The 23,592-nt window shown below is 65.1% G+C and carries 17 protein-coding genes; 3 read left to right on the top strand and 14 right to left on the bottom strand.

Going from position 1 to position 23,592, the window contains the following annotated elements:
* Window positions 1–20: 20 nt before the first annotated feature.
* Entirely contained in the window at window positions 21–935 is a 915-nt protein-coding gene (locus tag IVB45_RS36370) for a phosphoribosylaminoimidazolesuccinocarboxamide synthase (RefSeq protein ID WP_247357449.1), read from the bottom strand.
* Window positions 936–1,012: 77 nt separating this feature from the next.
* Entirely contained in the window at window positions 1,013–1,930 is a 918-nt protein-coding gene (locus tag IVB45_RS36365) for a pirin family protein (protein ID WP_247357450.1), read from the bottom strand.
* Between the two features lie 268 nt (window positions 1,931–2,198).
* Here IVB45_RS36365 and IVB45_RS36360 point away from each other — a divergent pair, with 268 nt between their 5' ends.
* Both IVB45_RS36360 and IVB45_RS36355 read left to right on the top strand, forming a co-directional pair.
* A complete protein-coding gene (locus IVB45_RS36360) occupies window positions 2,199–3,260 on the top strand; it encodes a helix-turn-helix domain-containing protein (RefSeq protein ID WP_247357451.1) in 1,062 nt (353 codons plus the stop codon).
* 144 nt (window positions 3,261–3,404) lie between these two features.
* Window positions 3,405–4,832, top strand: coding sequence for a serine hydrolase (locus IVB45_RS36355; RefSeq protein ID WP_247357452.1), 1,428 nt, complete (start codon window positions 3,405–3,407; stop codon window positions 4,830–4,832).
* Between the two features lie 3 nt (window positions 4,833–4,835).
* Here the strand turns inward: IVB45_RS36355 and IVB45_RS36350 are convergent, their stop codons facing one another.
* Window positions 4,836–6,203, bottom strand: a complete 1,368-nt coding sequence (locus tag IVB45_RS36350) for an MmgE/PrpD family protein (protein ID WP_247357453.1) — start codon at window positions 6,201–6,203, stop codon at window positions 4,836–4,838.
* A gap of 124 nt (window positions 6,204–6,327) precedes the next feature.
* Between IVB45_RS36350 and IVB45_RS36345 the strand changes: the two genes are divergently transcribed.
* On the top strand, window positions 6,328–7,443 hold the full coding sequence (locus tag IVB45_RS36345) for an FUSC family protein (RefSeq protein WP_247357454.1): 1,116 nt from the start codon (window positions 6,328–6,330) through the stop codon (window positions 7,441–7,443).
* Window position 7,444: 1 nt separating this feature from the next.
* Here the strand turns inward: IVB45_RS36345 and IVB45_RS36340 are convergent, their stop codons facing one another.
* From IVB45_RS36340 to rpsT, 11 genes are all read right to left on the bottom strand, one after another.
* Window positions 7,445–8,095 carry a 2-hydroxychromene-2-carboxylate isomerase gene (locus IVB45_RS36340; RefSeq protein WP_247357455.1) on the bottom strand — a complete coding sequence of 217 codons (651 nt, stop codon included), beginning with the start codon at window positions 8,093–8,095 and terminating at the stop codon, window positions 7,445–7,447.
* The gene (locus IVB45_RS36335; RefSeq protein WP_247357456.1) at window positions 8,092–8,580 is read right to left on the bottom strand and encodes a DUF2867 domain-containing protein; all 489 of its coding nucleotides are present in this window, start codon (window positions 8,578–8,580) and stop codon (window positions 8,092–8,094) included. Before IVB45_RS36335 ends, IVB45_RS36340 begins: the two co-directional genes overlap by 4 nt.
* Window positions 8,577–9,971, bottom strand: a complete 1,395-nt coding sequence (locus IVB45_RS36330) for an MATE family efflux transporter (protein WP_247357457.1) — start codon at window positions 9,969–9,971, stop codon at window positions 8,577–8,579. Before IVB45_RS36330 ends, IVB45_RS36335 begins: the two co-directional genes overlap by 4 nt.
* A 258-nt stretch (window positions 9,972–10,229) precedes the next feature.
* Window positions 10,230–11,525, bottom strand: a complete 1,296-nt coding sequence (gene murA / locus IVB45_RS36325) for a UDP-N-acetylglucosamine 1-carboxyvinyltransferase (protein WP_247357458.1) — start codon at window positions 11,523–11,525, stop codon at window positions 10,230–10,232.
* A 271-nt stretch (window positions 11,526–11,796) separates the two neighbouring features.
* Window positions 11,797–14,232 carry a DNA topoisomerase (ATP-hydrolyzing) subunit B gene (gene gyrB / locus IVB45_RS36320; RefSeq protein ID WP_027566101.1) on the bottom strand — a complete coding sequence of 812 codons (2,436 nt, stop codon included), beginning with the start codon at window positions 14,230–14,232 and terminating at the stop codon, window positions 11,797–11,799.
* Window positions 14,233–14,513: 281 nt separating this feature from the next.
* On the bottom strand, window positions 14,514–16,682 hold the full coding sequence (locus tag IVB45_RS36315; RefSeq protein ID WP_247357459.1) for a hypothetical protein: 2,169 nt from the start codon (window positions 16,680–16,682) through the stop codon (window positions 14,514–14,516).
* A 125-nt stretch (window positions 16,683–16,807) separates the two neighbouring features.
* On the bottom strand, window positions 16,808–17,545 hold the full coding sequence (locus IVB45_RS36310) for a hypothetical protein (protein ID WP_247357460.1): 738 nt from the start codon (window positions 17,543–17,545) through the stop codon (window positions 16,808–16,810).
* 119 nt (window positions 17,546–17,664) lie between these two features.
* Window positions 17,665–18,801 carry a DNA replication/repair protein RecF gene (gene recF / locus IVB45_RS36305; RefSeq protein ID WP_247357461.1) on the bottom strand — a complete coding sequence of 379 codons (1,137 nt, stop codon included), beginning with the start codon at window positions 18,799–18,801 and terminating at the stop codon, window positions 17,665–17,667.
* 109 nt (window positions 18,802–18,910) lie between these two features.
* On the bottom strand, window positions 18,911–20,029 hold the full coding sequence (gene dnaN, locus IVB45_RS36300; RefSeq protein WP_007598262.1) for a DNA polymerase III subunit beta: 1,119 nt from the start codon (window positions 20,027–20,029) through the stop codon (window positions 18,911–18,913).
* A 281-nt stretch (window positions 20,030–20,310) separates the two neighbouring features.
* Complete coding sequence (gene dnaA, locus IVB45_RS36295; protein WP_026233035.1) at window positions 20,311–21,723, bottom strand: chromosomal replication initiator protein DnaA; 1,413 nt, start codon at window positions 21,721–21,723, stop codon at window positions 20,311–20,313.
* A gap of 1,277 nt (window positions 21,724–23,000) precedes the next feature.
* Complete coding sequence (rpsT, locus tag IVB45_RS36290; protein WP_007598259.1) at window positions 23,001–23,267, bottom strand: 30S ribosomal protein S20; 267 nt, start codon at window positions 23,265–23,267, stop codon at window positions 23,001–23,003.
* Between the last annotated feature and the right edge of the window lie 325 nt (window positions 23,268–23,592).

The raw sequence follows: 23,592 nt of genomic DNA, 5'->3' as shown, positions 1-23,592 counted from the left end.
GCGAGAGGTGCCGAGTGGGGCTAGATCTTCAAATCCTGCCCCGTCACGCGGCGATATGCTTCCAGATACCGCTTGCTGGTCGCGTCCACTACGCTTGCGGGTAAAGGCGGCGGCGGGGCGTCGCCATTCCAGCGGCCGGCGCGGCGCTCGACGTCGAGATAGTCGCGCAAGGGCTGCTTGTCGAAGCTCGCCTGCGGCTGGCCCGGCTTGTAGGCGTCGACGGCCCAGAAACGCGAGGAGTCCGGCGTCATGACTTCGTCGATCAGGATGATGCGGCCGTTCTTGTCGCGGCCGAATTCGAACTTGGTGTCGGCGATGATGATGCCCTGCTCGCGGGCGAGCTCCTCGCCGAGCGTGTAGATCGCGCGGGTCATGCTCTCGAGCGTGTAAGCCGTCTCGTCGCCGACGACCTCGCGCATCTTCGCGATGGTGATGTTCTCATCATGGCCGGTCTCGGCCTTGGTCGCGGGGCTGAAGATCGAAGGCTCCAGCTTCTCGCTCTCGACCAGACCTGCTTTCAGCTTCTCGCCGGCCAGTGTGCCGCTGGCTGTATATTCCTTCCAGGCCGAGCCCGAGAGGTAGCCGCGGATCACGCATTCGATGGGAAATACCGTGGTGCGGCGGCAGAGCATGGCGCGGCCGAGAATTTCGGCGCGATGCGGCTTCAAGGCCGGCACGGCGGCGATGATCTCGTCGGTGTCGGCGCTGATCATGTGATGCGGCACCACGCCTTCAAGCTCGTTGAACCAGAACGCGCTGATTTGCGTCAGCACCGCGCCCTTCATCGGAATGGTCTCGCCCATCACGACGTCGAAGGCGCTGATGCGGTCGGTGGTGACGAGCAGCAGGCGGTCGTCGTCGACGGCGTAGATATCGCGCACCTTGCCGCGCCCGATCTTGGGCAGCGGCAGGTCGCTGGAGAGCATGGTGGTCATCGGCAGAACTTTCGGAGCAAGGCCTTGCGACAGGACATCCGGCCGCGCCTGATCGCGCGACCGGAAACCGGGATAGCCTATTCCGGCAGCGGAATGAACTCATGTTCCTGCGGAACCGCAGCGAAGCGGCCGGTTTTCCAGTCCTGCTTGGCCTGCTCGATCCTCTCCTTGCTGGAGGAGACGAAATTCCACCAGATGTGGCGCGGGCCCTCCAGCGCGTCGCCGCCCAGAAACATCATCCGCGTGGCTTTGAGCGCCTTCACCGTGATGCGGTCGCCCGGACGGAAGATCAGGAGCCGCGGCCCCTCGTAGCGCTCGTTCGCGATCTCGACCTCGCCGTCGACCACGTAGATGGCGCGCTCCTCGTGATCGGGGTCGAGCGGCACGGTCGCGCCCGCGGCCGCCATGACCTCAGTGTAGAACCAGGGCGACACCATCGAAACAGGGGAAGTGACGCCGAAGGCCGAGCCCGCGATCACCTTCGCGGTGAAGTCGCGCTCGGAGACCATCGGCAGGTCACCCGCCCCGTAGTGCTGAAACGAAGGGGCGATTTCTTCCGATCCTGCCGGCAGCGCGATCCAGCTTTGCAGGCCCAGCATCTTCTGCCCCGAGGCGCGTTGGACATCCGGCGTGCGCTCGGAATGCGCGATGCCGCGGCCGGCCGTCATCAAATTCATCGCGCCGGGCTGGATCTCCTGGATGTTGCCCTCGCTGTCGCGATGCATGATCGCGCCGTCGAACAGATAGGTGACGGTAGCAAGCCCGATATGCGGGTGCGGCCGCACGTCCATGCCCTTGCCTGAGACGAATTGCACCGGCCCGAAATGGTCGAAGAAGATGAGGGGTCCGACCATCTGCCGCTTGCCGTGCGGCAACGCGCGGCGTACCGCGAAGCCGTCGCCGAGATCGCGCGTGCGCGGCACGATGACGAGATCGAGCGCATCGCAGGACATGGGATCGCCGAGCACGGGATCGTTCGAGGGTTGCCAGCTCATGGTGGACTCCTTTTGGTTTTTTCGAGCTAAATCGTAGCAGGATTTTGTGCGGCCGTCGCGGCTAAGCCTGGACCACATACTCCGCCGTCATCGCCCGCGAAAGCGGGCGATCCAGTACGCCGCGGCCACTCGGTTCGATCACTGCCGTCTCGGCGTCCTGGATCGTCCGGTCAAGCCGGACGATGACAGCTGTGGTGCGAATGGTGCTTGAAAAAATCAATCCGACGGACGATGTTCGGCTCGCCCATACCGATGGCCACAGCATCTGATGACGTCAGCCGCCCTTGAACTCGCATTCCGCGCCGCTTCTGTGGCGCTGCTGCTGGTGTTGGCAGCGTCATTGCTCTCGGATTTCCGCACGGTGCTGGCAGCCCGGCTCGGCGCGGCCTTTGCGCTCGGCTCGGCCGCGCATGCTGTGAGCTATTCTGTCGGAACATCATCGCTGGTCCCGGCATGGCATGCGCCGCTGATCGCGGTGTCGACCGGCAATATCGTGGTGTTCTGGCTGTTCACGCGCGCGCTGTTCGACGACGAGTTTCGCCTGCGCCGGTGGCACGGATTGACCTGGGCGTTGGTGGCAGCCTTCAGCTTCGTCAGCTGTCTCTGGCTCGCACCTGGCGGACATGTCCGGGTCGCCGTCACCGCGGTGAACCTGATTGTGCTCGGCTTCATTGCGCTCGCGATCGTGCAGACAATCGGCTCATGGTCAGCCGATCTGGTCGAGCGCCGCCGCCGTGTTCGCGTCTTCATCGTCTGTGCCGCCGCGCTCTATGGCGGATTGAACGCGCTGCTCCAGATCCTTGTCGGCGGCAGTGACGTCGGCGATGTCGCCAACACCGTCAATACAGGCGTGCTCGCCGGCATCGTCGCGGCCATCGCCTATGCGATGATGCGGGTCGATGGCGCCGACCTGTTTCCAGCCGCCGCGGAGGCTGCGCCCGCGATCGCGGCGAGCCAGCCTGTCGGCGAGGATGCCGCCGACCAAAAGCTGATCGACGCCATGATGCGGCTGATGGCGGACGAACGGATCTATCGCCAGGAGAACATCAGCATCGGCGTGCTGGCGGGCCGGCTGAAGATTCCCGAATACCGGCTGCGCCGGCTGATTAACCAGCGACTCGGCTACCGCAATTTCAATGTGTTCCTGAACAACCACCGGATCGAGGAGGCCAAGGCCGCGCTGGCCGATCCCGCCCAGGCCGAGGTCCCCGTCATCACCATCGCGATGGATTCCGGCTTCCAGTCGCTCGGCCCGTTCAACCGCGCCTTCAAGGCCGTGACCGGCGTGACGCCGACGGAGTACCGGCGGCTCAAGGTCAATGCCGTCTAAGCTTTAGTGTACTGAAATATTTAGGTTATTTTGGAATCGGCGAGCGTCTCGCGGTTTCGGCTAGGCCGCTTTCCAAATCCGGCGAGCAGGCATCGCGTGAATGCCGCTTCGTCTCCGGCACACGCCTCAAGCCGGAGCAAGCCCGTGACCCGCTGCCGCAAGATCGTCCTTCTCACCACCACCATCGCCCTTGTCGGCTTCGCGCTCGGCGCGGTTCGCGCCCATGACGTGCCCAAGGTCGCCACCGGCTTCATCGCCGACGTGCTCTGCTCGGAGACGTTTGTCTCGGGCCTCGATGTCAGGCGTAATTTGACCGAGACCGCCGATGCGATGCCGGGTGCCGGTCTGCTCACCTGGGCGATGGACTATCAGGTAGATCGCATGCGCAAGGACGTCACGGTGACGCTGTTCGGCATCGGCCGCAGCCACGCCGTCTATCGCGAGGGACTCGGCTGCACGCTTGAGCACGGCGGAGGGATCACCGACGTCACGTTGCCGCCGGACGACAGGCAGCCGGCGTTGCTGCCCGAGATCGCCGGCCCCGCGGTCGTGTCGCCACAGAGCCCGGAGCTGTCAGCCGCGCTCGACCGCGCCTTTGCCGAGCCGCCATCGCCGCCATTCCGCCGCACCCGCGCAATCGTCGTCATGAAGTCGGGCCGTATCATCGCGGAGCGCTATGCGGACGGCATCGGACCGGAGACGCCGCTGCTCGGCTTCTCCATGACGAAGTCCGTGATCTCGGCTCTCACCGGGATCCTCGTGCGTCAGGGCAGACTGAAACTCGACGGGACCGCACCGGTCGACGCCTGGGCAAATCCGGACGATCCGCGTCACGCCATCACCGTCGATCAATTGCTGCGCCACACCGCGGGCCTGGCGCTCGGCAGCTCGCTTCAGGCCTCGCTCGGCTCCGCGTTCGAGCCGGTCAATCGCATGAAATTCACCGAAGACGACATGGCCGCCTATGCCGCGAGCATGCCGCTTGCGACCGCGCCGGGCACCGTGTGGAACTATCACGATGGCAACACCATCATGCTCGCGCATCTGATCCGCAACGCTGCCGGCGGCAATCCAGCCGATGTGCTTGCCTTCGCGCGCCGCGAATTGTTCGCGCCGCTCGGCATGCGCCATGTCACGCTCCAGCTCGACGGCGCCGGCACGATCAAGGGGTCGAGCGAGATGCTCGCATCCGCGCGCGACTGGGCACGCTTCGGCCAGCTCTATCTCAACGACGGCGTCGCCGGCGGCAGGCGCATCCTGCCCGAGGGCTGGGTGAATTACTCGGCGTCGGCGACGCCCAATGCCTGGGTCGGCATCGGCGCCGGCTTCTGGACCAACCAGGGCGACAGCTTTGGCGCGAAATTCCGCGTCGAGCACGGCTGGCCGCGCGACGCCTTTTTCGCCAAGGGCACGATCGGGCAATACACGATTGTGATTCCGTCGGAGCGTCTGGTGATCGTGCGGTTAGGCCGTTCGCCGAACGCACCACCGCAAGCGGATGGTGTGTTTGATCTGGTGCGGGATGTCGTGGCAGCAACGCGCGACAAAGGGAAAGTCGCGAGGGTGGATTAGGAGTTACCTTCCCAGCTCCGTCGCCTTCGCCACGCGGTCGAACCGCTCCAGCGTCATGATCGCGTCCGCGAATTTCTCCGCGCGCGCATTCAGCACCGGGCGGGCCAGCGTCAAGAACTTCTGCTGCATCGCCTGCGCGTCGGGGAAGGAGGTCGGCTCTCCCGAGGGATCGGCAAAGAGCCGCTCATGCACGCCGTCGTCCGTCGTGATACTCACGCGGGCGCCAAAGGGGTGGGTGCGGCCGACTTCGAGCCGATCGTCCTGCACCACGTCGAACTTGTCGGCGAGCGCGTCGATGGCGGCGTCGCCCAGGCGGCTGTAGTCGTCCCAGCCAAATGAGCCCTGGTCGAGCGCGAGCGCGCCGGTGAAGAACATCGAGAACTGGCCGCCGACGATCGAGGTCGGGTGCCGCTTGGTCGCGGCGTCGCCGGTGAGCGTGATGCCGTTGCGATGCAGGCCGATCTCGACGCGCTTGACCTGATCGGGCGTGAGATTGTGCTCACGCCGCATCGCGATCAGCGCGTCGATCGCGGCATGGGTGTAGCGGCAGCTCGGATACGGTTTGACGCCGATCTTCATGGTCTCGTAGGTCTTGCCGAGCTCGGCGACTGCCTTGTCGGGATGGGCATCGTCGGTGTAGCCGGCGAGCAGGCCGTGCTTGCCCTCGACCGATTCCGTCGCACCGACGAAATCGTTGCGCGCCAGCGTCGCGGCGATCACGCCGTTCATCGCGGCGGCGCCGACCTGGTAGCGCTTGTTCCAGGCGCCATTGACGAGGAATTGCAGCGAGCCCGCGGCCTGGCTGCCGGCGACGCCGAAGGCGGCGACGAGCTGCTGCTCGGAGAGGCCGAACAATTTGCCGGCGGCCGCGGCTGCGCCATAGGTGCCGGCGGTGGCGGTTGGATGAAAGCCGCGGGCGTAATGCGAGGTCGGGTCGAGTGCGTTGCCGAGCCGGCAGCAGACCTCATAGCCCGCAACGATCGCGGTCAGCACGTCGCGCCCGGAGGCGCCGACCATCTCGCCGATGGCGAAGGCGGCCGGAACCACCGGCGCGCTTGGATGCAGCGAGGAGTCCGCATGGGTGTCGTCGAAGTCGAGGGAATGGCCGAGCGCGCCGTTGAGCAGCGCCGCGACCGCCGGCGTCCAGGTCTTGCTATCGCCGAACACGGTGGATTCGCCCTTGGTGTCGAGCGCGAGCGCCTCCAGCATCTTCAGGATCGAGGGGGTCGATTCCGCTTCGCTGCGGGCCCGGATGGCGCTGCCGAGGAAATCCAGCGTCAGCACTTTCGCCCGATCCAGCACTTCCGCCGGAATATCCTGGAATTTCAGGTTGGCGACATAGGCGGCGAGCGTTGCGGTTTCGTGAGCCATCGTGTTTCCTCGTTTTGGCGCGCAAGTTAGGCGGGCTGATTTGGCCTTTCAAGCGGCCTGGGGGCCGCGGGCATCAGCTATGCTTTTGGCTGGCTTTACGAGAGTTGGACCGGGATACGCGACCATGGCATTCGCAGGAGAGCTGTTCGACCGGGTCTGGTCGCGAAAGACCCAATTGGGGTTGGCGATCCGGGTCACGGTGGCGGCCACTGGCGCCTACGCGCTCGCCACCGCGTTGCATCTGTTGTTGCCGCTCTGGGCCGTCCTCACGTCCATCATCGTGACCCAGATGAGCGTCGGGCGCTCGCTGAAGGCGACACGCGACTACATGCTCGGCACCATCGGCGGCGCGATCTATGGCGGCGCCATCGCGATCCTGATCCCCTATTCCGGTGAACTGGGCCTGCTGGGCCTGCTGGTGCTGGCCGTGGCGCCGCTTGCCTTTGTCGCATCGATCTATCCGAATCTGAGCTCTGCAACGGTGACGGCCGTGATCGTGCTCGTGCTTCCCTCGATGCATCATGCCGATCCCATGGCCTCGGCGATCGATCGCGTCAGCGAAGTCGCGGTCGGCGCGGTGACGGGGCTGCTGGTCTCGTTCCTGGTGCTGCCCTCGCGCGCGGTCCGGCAAATCCGCGCCAGCGCGGCAAAACTGCTTGAATTGATCGCAGAGGCCTTCACCGAATTGCTCGCGGGCCTGACGCGCGGCCGGGACAACGACGCGCTGCACCGGATTCAGGACGGTATCGGCACCGCAATGGTCGGCATGAATACCATTGGCGCCGAAGCCGAGCGCGAGCGCTCTGCGCGATTGTCGAGCGGGCCGGACACCGGCCCGTTGTTGCGCACGATCTTGCGCTTGCGCCATGACGTCGTGATGATCGGCCGCTCCACGGTGGTGCCGTTGCCGGCCGAGGTGCAGACACGGCTTGCCGCGCCGCTGACGGAAGTCTCGACGGTGATCGCACGCTTCCTGCGTTCGGCCGCCGCCGCCTTGCGCGAAGGCACCGGCGCCCCGCCGATCCACCCCGTGCATGTCGCGCTCCAGCATTATGCTGAGGCGGTCGCCGCCGTGCGCCAGGACGGCCTGATCCGGGGCCAGCCCAGCGACACCGCGGAGCGCTTCTTCGCGCTCGGCTTCTCGCTGGAGCAGATGCACCAGAATCTCTGCGATCTCGATCGCGTCGTCGGCGAATGGTCCGAGGCCGCGACCGACAAGCCCGCGCGCGTGGCGGAGTGAGCTAGCGCCGCATCAGGCCCTTCCCTTGCATGCGCCAGACCAGCAAATCGATACGGTCCTGGCCGAAGAACGGCTCGTTGTCGAACACGAAGGTCGGCACGCCCCAATGGCCGGAGGCGGCGTGGTCCTTCTCGTTCTCCGTGATCACCTGCTCGTAGCGATCCGGGTCCGCGGTGATCGCGGCATCCATCGCGACGAGATCGAAGCCGGCCTTGTCGGCTGCCCGCGCGAGATGATCGCTCTCGTTCCAGCCCGCCACCGAGCCGTCCCACAGCACGCGGGCGATCGCATCGGTGAATGCGAGCGAGCGTCCCTCAAGCTGCGCCATGGCACCAAGCCGGGTCAGACGGTGGATGTAGGGCTGCTCCGCCGCGACGTCGAACGTCGTCTTGTCCTGCACGATCGGATCTGGCCTCGGAAAGCGGAACGGAATGCCCTCGTGCTGCGCCACGCGCGTGCTGTCGAGCACCACATAGCGAATGAAGTTCGGGCTCGCCTTCTTGAAAAACCCGGGCACACGGACTGCGAGCGGATAGACCGGCCGCACATTGACCGCCAGATCGTAGGTTTCGACGAGCTTGAGCGTCTTGGGCAGCGCCAGATAGCTGAACGGACTGCGAAAGGAGTAGAAGAGGTCGACGGAGAGCGTCATCGGGCCGGCTCCGCGAGCCGCCCCATCATGCTGCGGGCCACAAGCTTGTGGAAGGGCGTGATGAGCGCGAGGTAGGCGCGGCCCAGCCGATTGTTGGTCCGCACCAGCGTGGTCAAGGTGACGTGGCGCGGCACCGCTTCGCCGACCACATCGACCACGATGCGGAAATCGAGATGATAATCATTGAAGCCGGCGACCAGCTGCTCGGGCGTTTCACTCAGCACCGGAAACAGGCCGATCAAACCGCCCGGCGCCGGCGTACCCTCGCCCGATGTCTTCAGGCCGAACGGCGTCACCAACACGTTGCGCAGGCGTGTCAGTGCACCGACCCAGCGCGGCCCGTGCAACACCATCCTGGTGCAGGCCTCGCGGGCATTCACCGGTGCCGTGCCGATCTCCACGCGAAAGGCGTCGATGAATTGCGCACCGGCCAGCAGCGCGCCGGTGTCGACAGCGGGGGTGACTTCGCGGACGGTCCCGTTCATTCCGTCAGTCTGCGCGTCAGCATCCGGAAGCGCAAGATCAGAAGTCCGGCATAGACGAACGATCCGATCGACAATCCGATCCAGACACCGACCGCGCCGAGATCGGCGTGAAAAGCCAGCCACCAGGCGATGGGAAAGCCCACGCACCAATAGCCGATCGCGGCGAATACCAACGTCATCCTGGTGTCATTGATGCCGCGCAGCGCGCCGCCCATGATGGTCTGGATGGCATCGGCGATGAAGAAGGTCGCGCCGACCAGCAGCAGCGTTGCGGTCAGCTCGACGGTCGCCATGCTCGCTTCGCCGCTGCCGAAGAACAGTCGGCCGAGCTGATAGCGGCCGAAGATGATCGCGACGGTCAGGGCCGAGACGAACGCGATCCCGATCACGGCTGCGACGAGACCTGCGCGCTTCACCGCAGCCGGGTCGCCCCGGCCGAAGGCGTGGCCGACCCGCACGGTGGCCGCCATGCCGATGCCGAGCGGGACCATGAACAGCACGGCGGTGACCTGGAGCGCGATCTGATGCGCCGCGAGCGCCGTGGTCGAGATCAATCCCATCAGCAGCGCCGCCGAAGAGAACAGGCCATATTCCAGCAGCAGCGAGAACGAGATCGGCGCGCCGATCGCGATGAGCTTGCGCATCAGGGGCCAGTCGATCCGCCAGAGATGGGCAAGCGGACGATAGTCCGCGAACGGCTTGCGCAGCCCCGCAATGGCGAGCGTGGCGGCGAACGAGCCGAGATTGACCAGCGTGGTCGCAAGCCCCGCGCCGAACAGGCCGAGCTCCGGCAGGCCGAACAGGCCGTGGATCAGGACATAGACCAGCGCGGCATTGACGGGGATCGCCGCGAGCGTGATCCACAGCGGCGCCTGCGGCCGGTTCACCGCGCTCATCATGCTGCGCAGCGCGATGAAGCCGAGCGCCGGCGCGATGCCCCAGGCCAGCCCATTCAGATAGCGCTGGGCGAGCGCGGCCGAGTGCGGCGCCTGACCGAGTGCAACCAGGATGTGCTCGCCATAGAGCGGCGAGGCCATCATCGGCAGCGAGATCAGCAGCGCGACCCACAGGCCGACGCGTAAGGAGCGGCGGATACGCCTGACATCGCCGGCGCCGAACGCCTGCGCGACCAGCGGTGATACCGCCGCCATCAATCCGAGCCCGAACGTGAAGCTGACGAAATAGACCGTATGCGCCAGTGCCGCTGCTGCCACCGCGCTCTCGCCGAGCCGGCCGATCAGCGCAAGATCGGTCGTGATCATCGCGATCTGCCCGAGTTGCGTCAGCGTCATCGGCACGGCCAGCCGCAGCGTCTCGACGAATTCGTCGGCGAGAGGATTTAGCGGCGCGCCGGCTTGCGGCTGCGAACGAGGCTGGACGGTGTCGAGCATGGCGGGTCAATAGCACGGCCGGGCGACGAAAACATGGCTTGGTCTTCTCCCTCTCCCCTTGCGGGAGAGGGAGGCTCGCCGCGTAGCGGCGAGACGGGTGAGGGTTATCTCTCCGCGTACGGCCCTCAAGCAGCAGGACTCGCTGAAGCAACCCCTCATCCGGCGCCATAGCCGATGCGAAGCTTCGGCGTTCTTAAAAACGGCGGCCGAAGGCCGCTTATGCCACCTTCTCCCACAAGGGGAGAAGGGAAGAAACTCTCAGCCCTTCCGTTCCGGCACGCGCCTGATCTTCGCGCCGAGCGCATTCAGCCGTTCGTCGATGCGCTCGTAGCCGCGCTCGATCTGGTCGGCGTTGTTGATCGTGGAGGTGCCCTCGGCGCAGACGGCCGCGAGCAGCATGGCCATTCCGGCGCGAATGTCGGGTGAGGTCATCGTCGCGCCGTGCAGCCGGCTTGGACCGGCGATGATGGCGCGATGCGGGTCGCACAGCACGATGCGCGCACCCATCGCGATCAGCTTGTCGACGAAGAACATCCGCGATTCGAACATCTTCTCGAACATTAGGATCACGCCCTCGCATTGCGTGGCCGTGACGATCGCGATCGACATCAGATCGGCGGGAAAGGCCGGCCAGGGCTGGTCCTCCAGCTTCGGCACGTGGCCGCCAAAATCGTCCTGGATCTTCAGCGTCTGGTTCGAGGGCACGATGAGATCGTCGCCCTCGATGCGGCAGACGATGCCGAGCCGCTCGAATCCCATGCGGATCGAGCGCAGATGCTCGACGCCCGCGCGAACGATGCGAAGCGGCGACCGCGTGACGGCCGCGAGCCCGATCAGCGAGCCGACCTCGATATGGTCGGGCTGGATCCGGTAGGTCGCACCACCCAACGTCGCCGGACCATGCACGATCATAGTGTTGGTGCCGATGCCCTCGATCCCCGCGCCGAGTGCGACCAGGAAGTTGGCGAGGTCCTGCACATGCGGCTCGGACGCGGCGTTGCGCAAATAGGTGGTGCCTTCGGCGGCGACGGCTGCGACCAGCGCGTTCTCGGTCGCGGTCACGCTGGGCTCGTCCAGGAACACGTCGGCGCCGGTCAGCTTCGAAGCGCGGAATTCGAGCCGGTCGGTCGCGGTGACCTTGGCTCCTAATTGCTCGAGCGCGAGCACATGCGTGTCGAGCCTGCGGCGGCCGATGACGTCGCCGCCGGGCGGCGGCAGCATCACTTCGCCGCAGCGGGCGAGCAGGGGGCCCGCGAGCAGGATCGAGGCGCGGATGCGGACGCACAAGTCCGGATCGAGATCGGCGGCGCGGATGCTCTTGGCGTGAATGTGAAGCGTGTTGCGGGCGGTCCATTCCGCCGCCGCGCCGACCGAGCGGATCAGCTCGACCAGCGTCTCGGTGTCGCGGATCCGCGGCACGTTTTCCAGCGTCACCGGATGCTCGGTGAGCAGGGCTGCCGCGATGATCGGCAGGGCCGCATTCTTGTTGCCGGAAGGCTCGATCGAGCCCGAGAGCCGGTGACCGCCCTCGACAATGTACTGGATGGGCGCCACGGGCTCTCTCGCTGTCGTATTGAGTGGGGGGCGGGTTTTCGAGGCGGAAGCTACCGAGAATTGAGCGCGGGAGCAATTCTGCACTTGTTGCGAGGGCGGGGGGAGGCTCAGCCGAGGTGTCTCTACGTCATGGCCGGGCTTGTCCTGGCCATCCACGCCTTTGCCAGATGCACGGAGAACGTAGATGCCCGGGCCTTCGCCTCGCCGAAGCGGCTTCGGCCGCGCAGGCGGGACAAGCCCGGGCATGACGACCGTCCAAAGCCATCCGATCTCAGATATCGATCGTCGCGCTCAGCGAATGTTCCTGGATGAAGTCGCGGCGCGGCTCGACCACGTCGCCCATCAGCTTGGTGAAGATGTCGTCGGCCTCGTCGACCTCCTTGACCTTCACCTGGAGCAGTGATCGCGCATTGACGTCCAGCGTCGTCTGCCAGAGCTGCTCCGGATTCATCTCGCCCAGCCCTTTGTAGCGCTGCAGCGAGACGCCCTTGCGGCCGGCATCTGTGACGGCTTCGAACAGATCGACCGGGCCGTAGACCATGTGCTCGGTATCCTTGCGCCGCAGCTTGCCGGGGCGGGCATAAACGTCCTGGAGCTTGACCGTGTACTCGTCGAGCTTGCGGGCTTCGACCGAGCCCAGGAACGCGTCGTCGATGAGGGCGACGTCCTTGACGCCGCGCACCGTGCGCTCGAACTGGAAACCATGGCCTTCGACGTATTGACCGATCCAGCCGCGCTCGACCTCGTCGGCGAGCGTGTCGAGGCGGGCGGCGATGTATTGCGCGGCCGCGGCGGCTTTCTCCCGATCGCCGTAGATCGCCTTGTTGAGCACGCCGGTGATGGCAGCCTGCTCGATCACCTTGCGATTGTAGCGGGTGTGCAGGCTGCGCAGGACGCCGCGAACGGCACGGGCGTCGTCGACCAGCGAGCGCAGGTCGCGGCCGGTGCGATCGCCGCCGGTGCCGGGAATGTAGACGCAGTCGTCGAGTCCGGTATCGATCAGATAATCTTCCAGCGCCCGCTCGTCCTTCAGATATTGCTCGGACTTGCCGCGGTTGACCTTATAGAGCGGCGGCTGGGCGATGTAGAGATAGCCGCCGTCGATGATCTCGCGCATCTGCCGGTAGAAGAAAGTCAGCAGCAGCGTGCGGATGTGGGCGCCGTCGACGTCGGCGTCCGTCATCACGATGATCTTGTGATAGCGCAGCTTCTCGATCGAGAATTCGTCGCTGATGCCGGTGCCGAGCGCGGTGATCAGCGTGCCGATCTGCTCGCTGTGCAGCATCTTGTCGGGACGCACGCGTTCGACATTGAGGATCTTGCCGCGCAGCGGCAGCACGGCCTGGAATTCGCGGTTGCGGCCCTGCTTGGCGCTGCCGCCTGCCGAGTCACCCTCGACGATGAAGAGCTCGGATTTCGCCGGATCCTTTTCCTGGCAGTCGGCGAGCTTGCCGGGCAGCGAGGAGACCGAGAGCGGGCTCTTGCGCGTCAGCTCGCGCGCCTTTCGCGCGGCTTCGCGGGCAGCTGCCGCCTGGATCACCTTGCCGACGATCATCTTGGCTTCGGAAGGATGCTCCTCGAACCAGGCTTGCAGCGCCTCGTTGAGCACGTTCTCGACCACGGGGCGCACTTCCGAGGACACCAGCTTGTCCTTGGTCTGCGACGAAAATTTTGGATCCGGCACCTTCACCGACAGCACAGCGGTGAGGCCTTCGCGGCAATCATCGCCGGTGAGCGCGATTTTCTCTTTTTTCGCGTTGGCCTCGGCATAGCCGTTGACCTGGCGCGTCAGCGCGCCGCGGAAACCGGCGAGATGGGTGCCGCCGTCGCGCTGCGGGATGTTGTTGGTGAAGCACAGCACGTTCTCGTGGTAGCTGTCGTTCCACCACAGCGCGGCCTCGACGCCGATGCCGTTGGCTTCCGCGCGCACCATGATCGGCGCCGGCACGATCGCCTTCTTGTTGCGGTCGAGATATTTGACGAATTCCTCGACGCCGCCGGAATAGTGCATCTCCTCGCGCTTCTCGACGGCGTGACGCATGTCGGAGAGAGCGATGTTGACGCCGGAGTTGAGGAAGGCGAGCTCGCGCAGCCGGTGCTCCAGCGTGGCGAAATCATACTCGATGTTCTTGAAGGTTTCCGTCGAGGCCTGGAACGTCACCTCGGTGCCACGCCTGCCGGGCGCATCGCCGACCACCTTGAGCGGCGCGACCGCATCGCCATGGGCGAATTCGATGTAGTGTTCCTTGTTGTCGCGCCAGATGCGCAAGCCGAGCTTGCTCGACAGCGCGTTGACGACGGAGACGCCGACGCCGTGCAGGCCGCCGGAAACCTTGTAGGAATTCTGGTCGAACTTACCGCCGGCATGGAGCTGGGTCATGATGACCTCGGCCGCCGAAATACCTTCGCCCTTATGGATGTCGACGGGAATGCCGCGGCCGTCGTCGCGCACGGTGACGGAATTGTCGGAATTGAGGATCACGTCGACGCGAGTGGCATGGCCCGCGAGCGCTTCGTCGATCGCGTTGTCGACGACCTCGTAGACCATATGATGCAGGCCTGAGCCGTCATCGGTGTCGCCGATATACATGCCCGGGCGCTTGCGTACGGCGTCGAGACCCTTGAGCACGCGGATCGATTCCGCCCCGTAATCGCTCGGATTTGAGGGTTCGTTTTCGGCAGGCGTCTGCCGAGCAGGTTCTGTCATGAGAGGCCTTCGAGATGTCGCCCGAATCAGCGGCGCAAAAGGCGCTGATATGTGGGCTATTTGTGCCACGAAAGACGGATTGCGCCTAGCGCAAAGTATCTCCTGGCAAGTCTTTGATTAAATGGGATTTTTCGGCCGATTTTCAAGGCTTACGAGGGCCGATTCGGCGGCTTGGAAAAAGCGCGATTCGGGAAGCCGTTTAGGGCCGTGGAAGGCGTGGATTTTGCGGGGACGAGGGGTGCTCCGAGGCGCCTTGGAACGCCCCGGAACGGCCTTGCAGCTCAATACATCTGAAGCGGCAGCACGTCTCCGCTTGGCCCCACCAGGAGGCCCCAGGCATCGCCGGCGGCAACGGTGAGGGTCTCGGTGCGAGCAGGGCGTCCCGGCAGACGCAGCGCGTACTGGTACTTGCCCGGCGGCAGATCGAGCATCGGGCCTTTCGGCGATTGCGGACCGCCGGCGCCGGCCGCGATCTTCACGGTTTGATTGTTGATCGTCAGCGATGCTTCCTTCGGTCCCATATTGCCGAGCATCAGCCTCGCCTGTCCCGCCTTCGGCATGATGTCGGCCTTGGCCGCGGCCTGCGGATTCCGCTGCATCAGGCTGACCGTGGTCTCGTCCCTGGCGCGGCCGAGCTTCAGCACGGCCGGTCCCTCCGGCGAGGTGAACGCGAGCTCCGCCCGCTCGGCGGTCACCGTTGCGCCGTCGGTCTTCTCCTGCCAGCCGCGCTTGGTCAGCTCCGCGCGATAGAACGCGAGGACCTCGCCAAGCTCGGCGGGGATGCTGGCTTCGAGCTCGGTCCGGAACGACTGGTCGCTGCCGGGGAATTTGGTGGAGCTTAATCCGGTCGAGCTGTGCTGCGTCGGCACGGGCAGGGCGGAATCGGGATCGAGCGTGAGCGGCTCCTTCGATTTGGCCTGGGCCGCCTTGGCTTGGGTCGATTTGGCCTCGACAGGCTTCGCCGCGGCGATAACCAGACCGGAGCCGTTGGCGCTAACGTTCACCTTCGGCCCCATCTGCATCACGGTCATCGAGATCGACTTGCCGCTCTTGGAGAATTCCATCACCGCCATGTTGGGCTGGTTGATGACGGAAGGTTGCTCCTTCCAGCCCGCTGGCTTGAGCGATGCGCGATAGAACGCGGTGAGCGCCTTCACGCTCGACGTCGAGGAGAATTCGAGCTGGCCGTCGTCGCCCTCGAACTTCACGCCTTCGGCGTTTTCGGGCAGCGGCACCGGCGTCTTGCTGTCGGCCAGCGCATTCAGCGGCGCGTCGGACAACGCGGCCGCCTGCACCTTGCGCCTTGCTTCGTCGGCAGTGATGAGCTGCTTGGCCGCACCTAACGCATCCCCAAGGAACTTTTCGTCCGCCTCTTTCTTCGCCTTGGCACGGGCGGCAAGCGCGGAGTCCTTCACCTGCGCGGTCAGGCTGACCATGGTGAAATCATATTTGCGGCCAAGTCGCAGCACGCCGGTTTCCTCCGCCGAAGAGATCTTGATCGCGACCTCGTCACCGGGTGCGAGCGGCGCGCTGCCGTCCTCCTGCCAGCCGCGCGCGGCGAGCTCGCGGTGATAGAAGGCGAGCACGGCCGGCAGCTCGGCCATCGCGGCGGCCGACATTTCGCGCTTGTTGTCGCTCGCGCCTCCGAGGCCCCTGGCCGTCTTGGTCGGGCTCGGCCGCGGCAGGCCGGCCAGATCGCTATCGGCCCTGAGCTCGCTGGGCAGCGCGAAGGGCGCGACCCGGATATCGATATTGGTGCGGCCGTCGTCGCGGCGCGTCAGCGTCAGCATCACGGGCTTCTGCTGATAGAAGCCGGTCTCCTTGCTATCGGCGTGCGCGTAGAACGCGCGCAGGCCGTTGGGAACGGTTTCATCCAGGCTGGTCGCCCAGCGCGCGGCGGTTTCCGGCGTGAGCTTCTGCCAGCCGATCGCAGCCATCTGGCTGGCATAGAAATCCGACGTCGCATCGAGCGTCGTCGGTGCGACGCAGCCGAGATAGGGCCTCGTCCCGTCGAACACGATGTCGCTTGCACCTTCCGGAAACGGCACGTTGCCGTAGATCCGGTCGGTCGTGTAGTAAACCACGGACTGGTCGGGCCGGCCGGGCGCCTGCGTGAAATGAACGGAAAGGCCCTGTCGCCCCTTCCTGAACTTCAGCAGGCTACTTTTTTCCTCAAGCGGCATCACATAGGGCACCCAGCCGTTGTCGCTCAGGAGCTTTTGGACGGCGGGCAGTGTCACGGCCTGCCGCGTCGGCACGCGATATTCGACGCGATAGGGATCGGGGCGCGAAATGTCTTCCACCGCACCTTCGAGCTGCGGCAGCGCGTGGACGTCGACGACACCCTCGTCTGCGCCGGCCGCGATCGAGCAGCTCGCCATCAGGAAGAGACCGCATGCAAGCAGCCGCCATCGTGCCGGGACTTGCATCCCGCGCGGGATCATCGCCATCGTTACGTCTCCAGGATGCCGCGCGGCGCTTTGGCGCGCGCGATTGCAACGGCCGCAACGCCGTCGGCGGGCCTCAGACCAGAAGTCGCGGCAGGAACCGGGCAGGTTCAAAGATCCCGAACTGGTCAATACAGCTGGAGCGGCGACCATGCCTCGCCGTCGCGCCCGACGGTGAGCTCCCAGGCGTCGCCGGCTGCGACAGTGAGGATGTGGGTGTAGGCTAGACGGCCGGGTACGCTCAGTTCGTAGGAATATTTGCCGGGCGCCAGATCCAGCGATACGGCGTTGGCGCCGCCGGCGCGCTTGATGATCCGCGCGTCGATCCCGAGCACGGCTTCCGTCTCGCCGATATTGCTGAACACCAGCTTCGCCTGGCCCGGTTCGGGCATGACGTTCGCCCGGGTTGCAGTATCCGAGTTCTTCTGCACGAGATGAACCAAGGTGCTGCTGTCCTTGCGGCCGAGTTCCAGCATGGCCGGCCCGAGCGGAGAGACGAACGCGAGCCGGACGTGATCGGCGGAAACGACGGCGCCATCATGCTGCTCCTGCCAGCCGAGTTTTCCGAACTCCCTGCGATAGAAAGCGAGAACGTCGCTGAGCTCGGCGGGCACGGTGGCTTCGAGCTTGACGCGAAGCGGCGCTTCGACGCCCCGCATCAGAGTGGTGTGGATTCCTCGAAAGCTGTAGCGGGTCGGTGCGGGTAGCCTGGCATCGGGATCGGGCATGAGATCGGCCGAAAACAGCGGCTGCGGCATCCAGGCGCCGGCGCTTGCCGCGAGCGTGCACGTCGCGAGCAAGACGAGGCCGCACGCAAACGCCCGCCATCGTGCCGGGGCTCGCGCCCCGGACCTTGCCGCCCGCATCTCACTCTCCAGGGTTCGCGCGTGATGTCATTGCGCGATTGCAAAAACGGCTGCGACGCCGTCGGCGCCGCCTCCGGCAACTAGTCGCGGCGGAAATGGGGCCGGTTCAACGGCTGCGACTACCGCCGGGCCGATACCTGTCCGCTTTCGACGTCAAAGATCTCGCCCCCGGCGCCGATCTCGGCGAAGGCGGCGGGGTCTGCGCCGGTCAGCCACACCTGCGCGCCGAGCTTGCGCAGCTCGTCGAACAGCGCGGCGCGCCTGCCAGGATCGAGGTGCGCGACGACCTCGTCGAGCAGTAGCAGCGGCACGATGCCCGTCATCTCGGCGACCAGGCTCGCATGCGCCAGCACCAGCCCGATCAGCAACGCCTTCTGCTCGCCGGTCGAGGCATCGCGCGCCGGCATGCTTTTCGGCGCGTAGATCACCTGCAGATCGGTGAGATGCGGACCATCCGTGGTGCGACCCGCGATGGCGTCACGCGGACGGTTGTCGCGCAGGATCTGGCGGTAGCGATCCTCGACCGACGTCGCGGTCTCCGTCAGCAGCGCGTTCTCCATCCAGCCGTCGAGCGCGATCTGCGCCGAGGGGAAGGCGGAGGCTTGCGCGCGCGCGTTGAGCATGCCGGTCAGCCGGGCCGCGGTCTGGCCGCGGGTTGCGGCGACGGCGACCGCAAGCTCGGCGGTCTCGCGCTCGATCGCGTCACACCAATGGTCGTCGTAATTGCGGGTCTCGAGCAGGCGGTTGCGCGAACGCAGGGAACGTTCGAGCGCGGAGATGCGGCTGGAATGGTCGCTGTCGATGGCAAGCACCAGGCGGTCGAAGAAGCGCCGGCGCTCGGACGCCGCTCCCATGAACAGCCCGTCCATCGCCGGCGTCAGCCACACCATGCGGATGTGGTCGCCGAACGACGCCGCCGAACTGACCGGTTCGCGGTCGATGCGGCAGCGCCGGCTGACCGGGCTATCTGCGCGCGGCGGATCGATGCCGGTGCCGAGCGTGGCAAGGCCCAGTGCGCCTTCGACCTGTGCCGACACCGCCCAGGAGCCGTCGCCCTGGTTGTCGGCGACGTCGTCCAGCGTCGCGCGCCGCAAGCCGCGTCCCGGCGACAGGAACGAGATTGCCTCGATGCAATTGGTCTTGCCCGCTCCGTTCGGCCCGACCAGCGCCACCATGTCAGCCTTCGCCTCGAGCCCCGCCGCCCGGTAATTACGAAAATGCGTCAGCGTCAGGCGATGAATGCGGGAGGGGGTCATGTTGTCTTTGTCATTGCCGGGCATCCACGTTTTGTCTCCAAAGACGTGGATGGCCGGGACAAGCCCGGCCATGACGGATGTAGTCGATGCGAAGGGGCGCCGGTAGCCCTCACACCCGCATCGGCATCAGCACGTAGAGTGCGCTCTTGTCGTCGCGGTCTTGCACCAGGGTCGGTGAGCCCGGGTCGGCGAGCCGGAGCGTTGCGACGTCGCCTTCGATCTGGGCGGCGATGTCGAGCAGATAACGGGAGTTGAAGCCGATATCGAGGGCGTCGGAGGCGTATTCGACTTCGAGCTCTTCGGTCGCGCTGCCGGAATCCGGATTGGTCACCGACAGCACCAGCTTGCCCGGCGACAGCGAGAGTTTCACGGCTCGGCCGCGCTCGCTGGAAATCGTCGAGACGCGGTCGACCGCGTTCTCGAAATCCTTCTTGTCGACGACGAGCTCCTTGTCGTTGCCCTGCGGGATCACGCGGCCGTAGTCGGGGAAGGTGCCGTCGATCAGCTTCGAGGTCAGCACCACATTGCCGATGGTGAAACGGATCTTGGCCTGCGACAGCTCGATCGTGACCTCGGCCTCGTTGTCCTCGATCAGGCGCTGCACCTCGCCGACCGTCTTGCGCGGCACGATCACGCCGGGCATGCCCTCGGCGCCCTTGGGCTGGACCAGGTCGAGCTGGGCGAGGCGGTGGCCGTCGGTGGCGACGCCGCGCAGGGTGGCGGCTTTGGCCGAGCCCGCGGCATGCAGATAGATGCCGTTGAGATAATAGCGGGTCTCCTCGGTGGAGATCGCGAACTGGGTGCGGTCGATCAGCCGCTTGACGTCCTTGGCGGCGAGGCTGAACGAATGCGACATGTCGCCGGCCGCGAGATCCGGAAAATCATTCTCCGGCAAGGTCTGCAGCGTGAAGCGGGAGCGGCCGGCGCGGATCGCCAGCACGGCGCGGTCGCCGTCGGCTTCGAGCACGATCTGCGAACCGTCCGGCAGCTTGCGGACGATGTCGTAGAACATGTGCGCCGGCACGGTGGTGGAGCCCGCGGTCGCGGTTTCCGCCGCGAGCGTTTCCGTGACCTCGAGGTCGAGGTCGGTCGCCTTCAGCGACAATTTCGCGTTCTCGGCCCTAACAAGCACGTTGCCGAGGATCGGAATCGTGTTGCGGCGCTCGACCACGCGATGGACGTGGCCCAGCGACTTCAGGAGTTGCGCGCGTTCGACCGTAACCTTCATTGCACTACTCGCCCGATCCCCAAGGAAACACAAATCTGGAAAAGCCGGGCGGCGGGACGCGCGCCACGGCACCGAAATCCCCGGAAGGCCGGGTCATCCAGCCGATATGACCAAAGCCGTCAGGGTCGCGCAAGGTGGCGCGTAAAGTCATCCGTTTCAAGGGATTGCGCGACAGTTCCCCACGATTTACCGGCAAAGACGGGGCTGGCGCCCAGCTGGACCAAGACCGCCGCCCCAGGCATGGCCGGGGCGGCGCGAGGGAAGGGGAAAGACCTAGGCGTTTATTCCTGAAGCTGGCGCTTGAGCGATTCGACCTCGTCCGACAGCGCCGTGTCCTTGGAAACCAGGGCCTCGATCTTGCGAACGGCGTGCAGCACCGTGGTGTGATCGCGCCCGCCGAAGCGGCGGCCGATCTCCGGCAGCGATCGCAGGGTCAGCGTCTTGGCGAGATACATCGCCACCTGGCGCGGACGGACCACGTTGGCGGTCCGGCGCGAGGACAGGAGGTCGGAGCGGCTGACATTATATTGCCGCGCCACCACGCGCTGGATGTCCTCGATCTTGATCCGCTTCGGTTCCTGCGGCCGGATCAGGTCGCGCACCTCGTGCTCCGCCATCTCCAGCGTCACCGGCCGGTTGTTGAGCTTCGAATGCGCGAGCAGGCGGTTGATCGCGCCTTCGAGATCCCGGCCGTTATGGGTGATGGCGCGGGCCAGATAGGTCAGCACCTCCTCCGGCACCTCGAAGGTCGCATGATGGGCGCGGGCCGCGGCGACGCGCGACTTGAGAATGCCGTGTCGCAGCTCCTCGCCGAGCGAGGCCATCTCGACCACGAGGCCGCCGGCCAGCCGCGAGCGCACGCGGTCGTCGAGGCTTTCGAGATCGGACGGCGGACGGTCGGCCGCGATCACGACTTGGCGGCCGGCATCGATCAGCGCGTTCAGCGTGTGACAGAACTCGGCCTGGGTCGACTTGCCCTGCAGGAACTGGAGATCGTCGATCACGAGCACGTCGATGCCGCGCAACGCTTCCTTGAAGGCGAGCGCCGTCTGCGTCTTCAGCGCGGCGACGAAGCCGTACATGAATTTCTCGGCGGTGAGATAAAGCACCTTGCGCTCGTTGCCGGAATTGCCGGCCCAGGTCACCGCCTGCAAGAGATGGGTCTTGCCGAGGCCGACCCCCGCATGGATGTAGAGCGGATTGAACATGACGGGATCGCCGCGACGACCCTCGGCGACCTGACGCGCAGCCGCATGCGCCAGCGTGTTGGAACGGCCGACGACGAAGCTTGCGAAGGTCAGGCGCGGATCGAGCGGCGAACCGCCGAGCGCATCATGATTGGCCGAGACCGGCGCGGTCGCGGTCGAGCGCAGCTCCGGCGCAGGCGAGCGGCGCGTTTCGACCGGCGCGGGCGCTTCCTTCTGCTGAACCACGGGGCGCACGGCCGAGCGCACGGTGAGATCGATGCGATGCACTTCCGGCATCTCGGCCTGCCAGCACGACAGCACGCGCTCGGCATAATGGGCCTGGATCCAGCTCTTCAGGAAGCGGGTCGGCACCGACAGACGCACGCTCTCGTCCTGGACGCCTTCCAGATCCATGCGCGCAAACCAGCTCGTATAGACGTCTTCGCCAACGTTCGAGCGCAGCCGACTCTTCACGCGTGACCAGCGATCCTGTTCCGGGGTTGTCATCATTTGAGAACTTTTCTTGAGAGATAAGGTTGCGTGGTGAGCGCCATGCAGAGTTCCTGCCAGCAATACCTGCCCAGGATTATTTGCAATGGCGGGACCTCAAGCGATTTCACCTGCAGGCATGGCTCAACCGCTCGGCGGAAACGCCGCGTCCGATCAGCAATGTCTAGAGATGGAGGGGTCGCGAGGTCAGCGCGTACTCGGCGCTCCGTGACACGCGGGAGGCTTGGTGTCCGACGAATCTAAAACGGCATCGCTGGAAGTCGAAATGCTGGAAGTCGAAATGTGTTTCAATACCGCGTTGAGTTCGTAAGACATGATACCTCCCCGTCCTGCCGTGATTGCTCGCGACAAGGTCCTGCGTGTCCAAACGACACCCGCGTCGTCATCGGATGCCTGCCCGTGTACTAGTCCGCTCGGCCTCGCCATCATGCCTGTCGGGGCAGCTTTCAAGATGTCTCTTAAGCGCGAGAGAAAGATCCCGCTTGGAGACATTCAGACAAAGAGCTACCGTTCCCGCATTGCTGTGGGTTTTGATCCGACAATCGCTTGTTGAAGCGCCGCCTACGTGCACATCGCCGCCGATTTGCACGCTCGCCCCGTTTCCGATACCGCGCTGGTCTCAAGATCGTGGGCGCCGCTGACGTCTTAAGGAATACACTATGCGGAAAGACTCGCAACGGAATTGATTCACACTTGAGGCATCAAAAATCTTGATCTGCGTTAACGCCACGCGGACTTGTGCACAGGCTTCAGAGCAAGTTTTTGGATTCGTGCACAGAATCGAAGACGCCACGTTTCATGTGACAATTCTCCGCCACCGCCAAAAATTTTTTACAAAAGCGTCACGCGCGCGACGCGCGGACGATTTTTCCAAATGCTTGGCCTCACTATGTCGATAAGTGGTTAGCTAGCCATCGTTTTTTGAGTCTCGTTTCACAGGGTAACTCCATCGCGTGACGCGATCCGGGGAAACTACGGTGTGCAGAACTCGCAGACGCGCGAATTCAACTTGCGCCCGCCTCGCAAGGGTCTTTTGCACCGCGGTGGAAGTTTCCGCTGTTGCAAAATCATTCGCAGGTAGAACTACGGGACATCATGGTGCAAACGCCGCAATCCTCCGATCAAAGGTCGCTCGGCGCGTGACTGCTTGCGTGGATATGGCAGGCAACAAAAAAGCCCGGCGTGATGCCGGGCTGTTTGACGTATGCGATGTGCGACCGGATCGTCCGATCGAACGAATGCTGCTAGATCACTCGCGAGCTTACTGAGCGAGCTTACTTGGCGAGCTTGGCGATCTGCGCGGTGAGCCGCGAGACTTTGCGGCTGGCATTGTTCTTATGAATGATGTTTCGCTGCGCGGCGCGCATCAAGGCGGGCTCGGCGTTCGCCAGCGCCGTCACGGCTGCGGCGCGGTCGCCGGTCTTGATTGCTTCTTCGACATTACGCACGGCACCGCGCATCTGGGTGCGGCGCGACTTGTTGACGGCGGTGCGGCGGGCGATCTTGCGCGTCGCTTTCTTGGCGGAAGTGGTATTGGCCATGGTCTCAATGTCCTTTGCGGGTACCGGTCGCGTCTTGGTCGGGTAGCGCCGGCTTGCTTGACCGCGTAATCGACGCTCGGAATTAGGGTGTTCGGTTGCTAGGCTGTTCCTGGAACAAGAGCGACGGCCTTGCGGCTGTCTCTGAGGCCCAAAGAGCCTCTCAGCTCAAGGAGCCTCTAAGCCCCAAAGAGCCTGTAAGCCCAAAAGAGCCTGCAACTGCTCAAAGAACAGCGGCGGCAGGATTGCGCCCGCCGCCAGTTGGCGCCCTTATAGAGAGGGTCTTTGGCACCGTCAACGCTTTCCCGGGCTGGACAACCAGCCTCTT

The organism is Bradyrhizobium sp. 4, assembly GCF_023100905.1.
GTDB lineage: Bacteria > Pseudomonadota > Alphaproteobacteria > Rhizobiales > Xanthobacteraceae > Bradyrhizobium.
The sequence above is the reverse complement of the archived record's forward strand: the minus strand, read 5'-3'. Positions and strand labels throughout refer to the sequence as shown.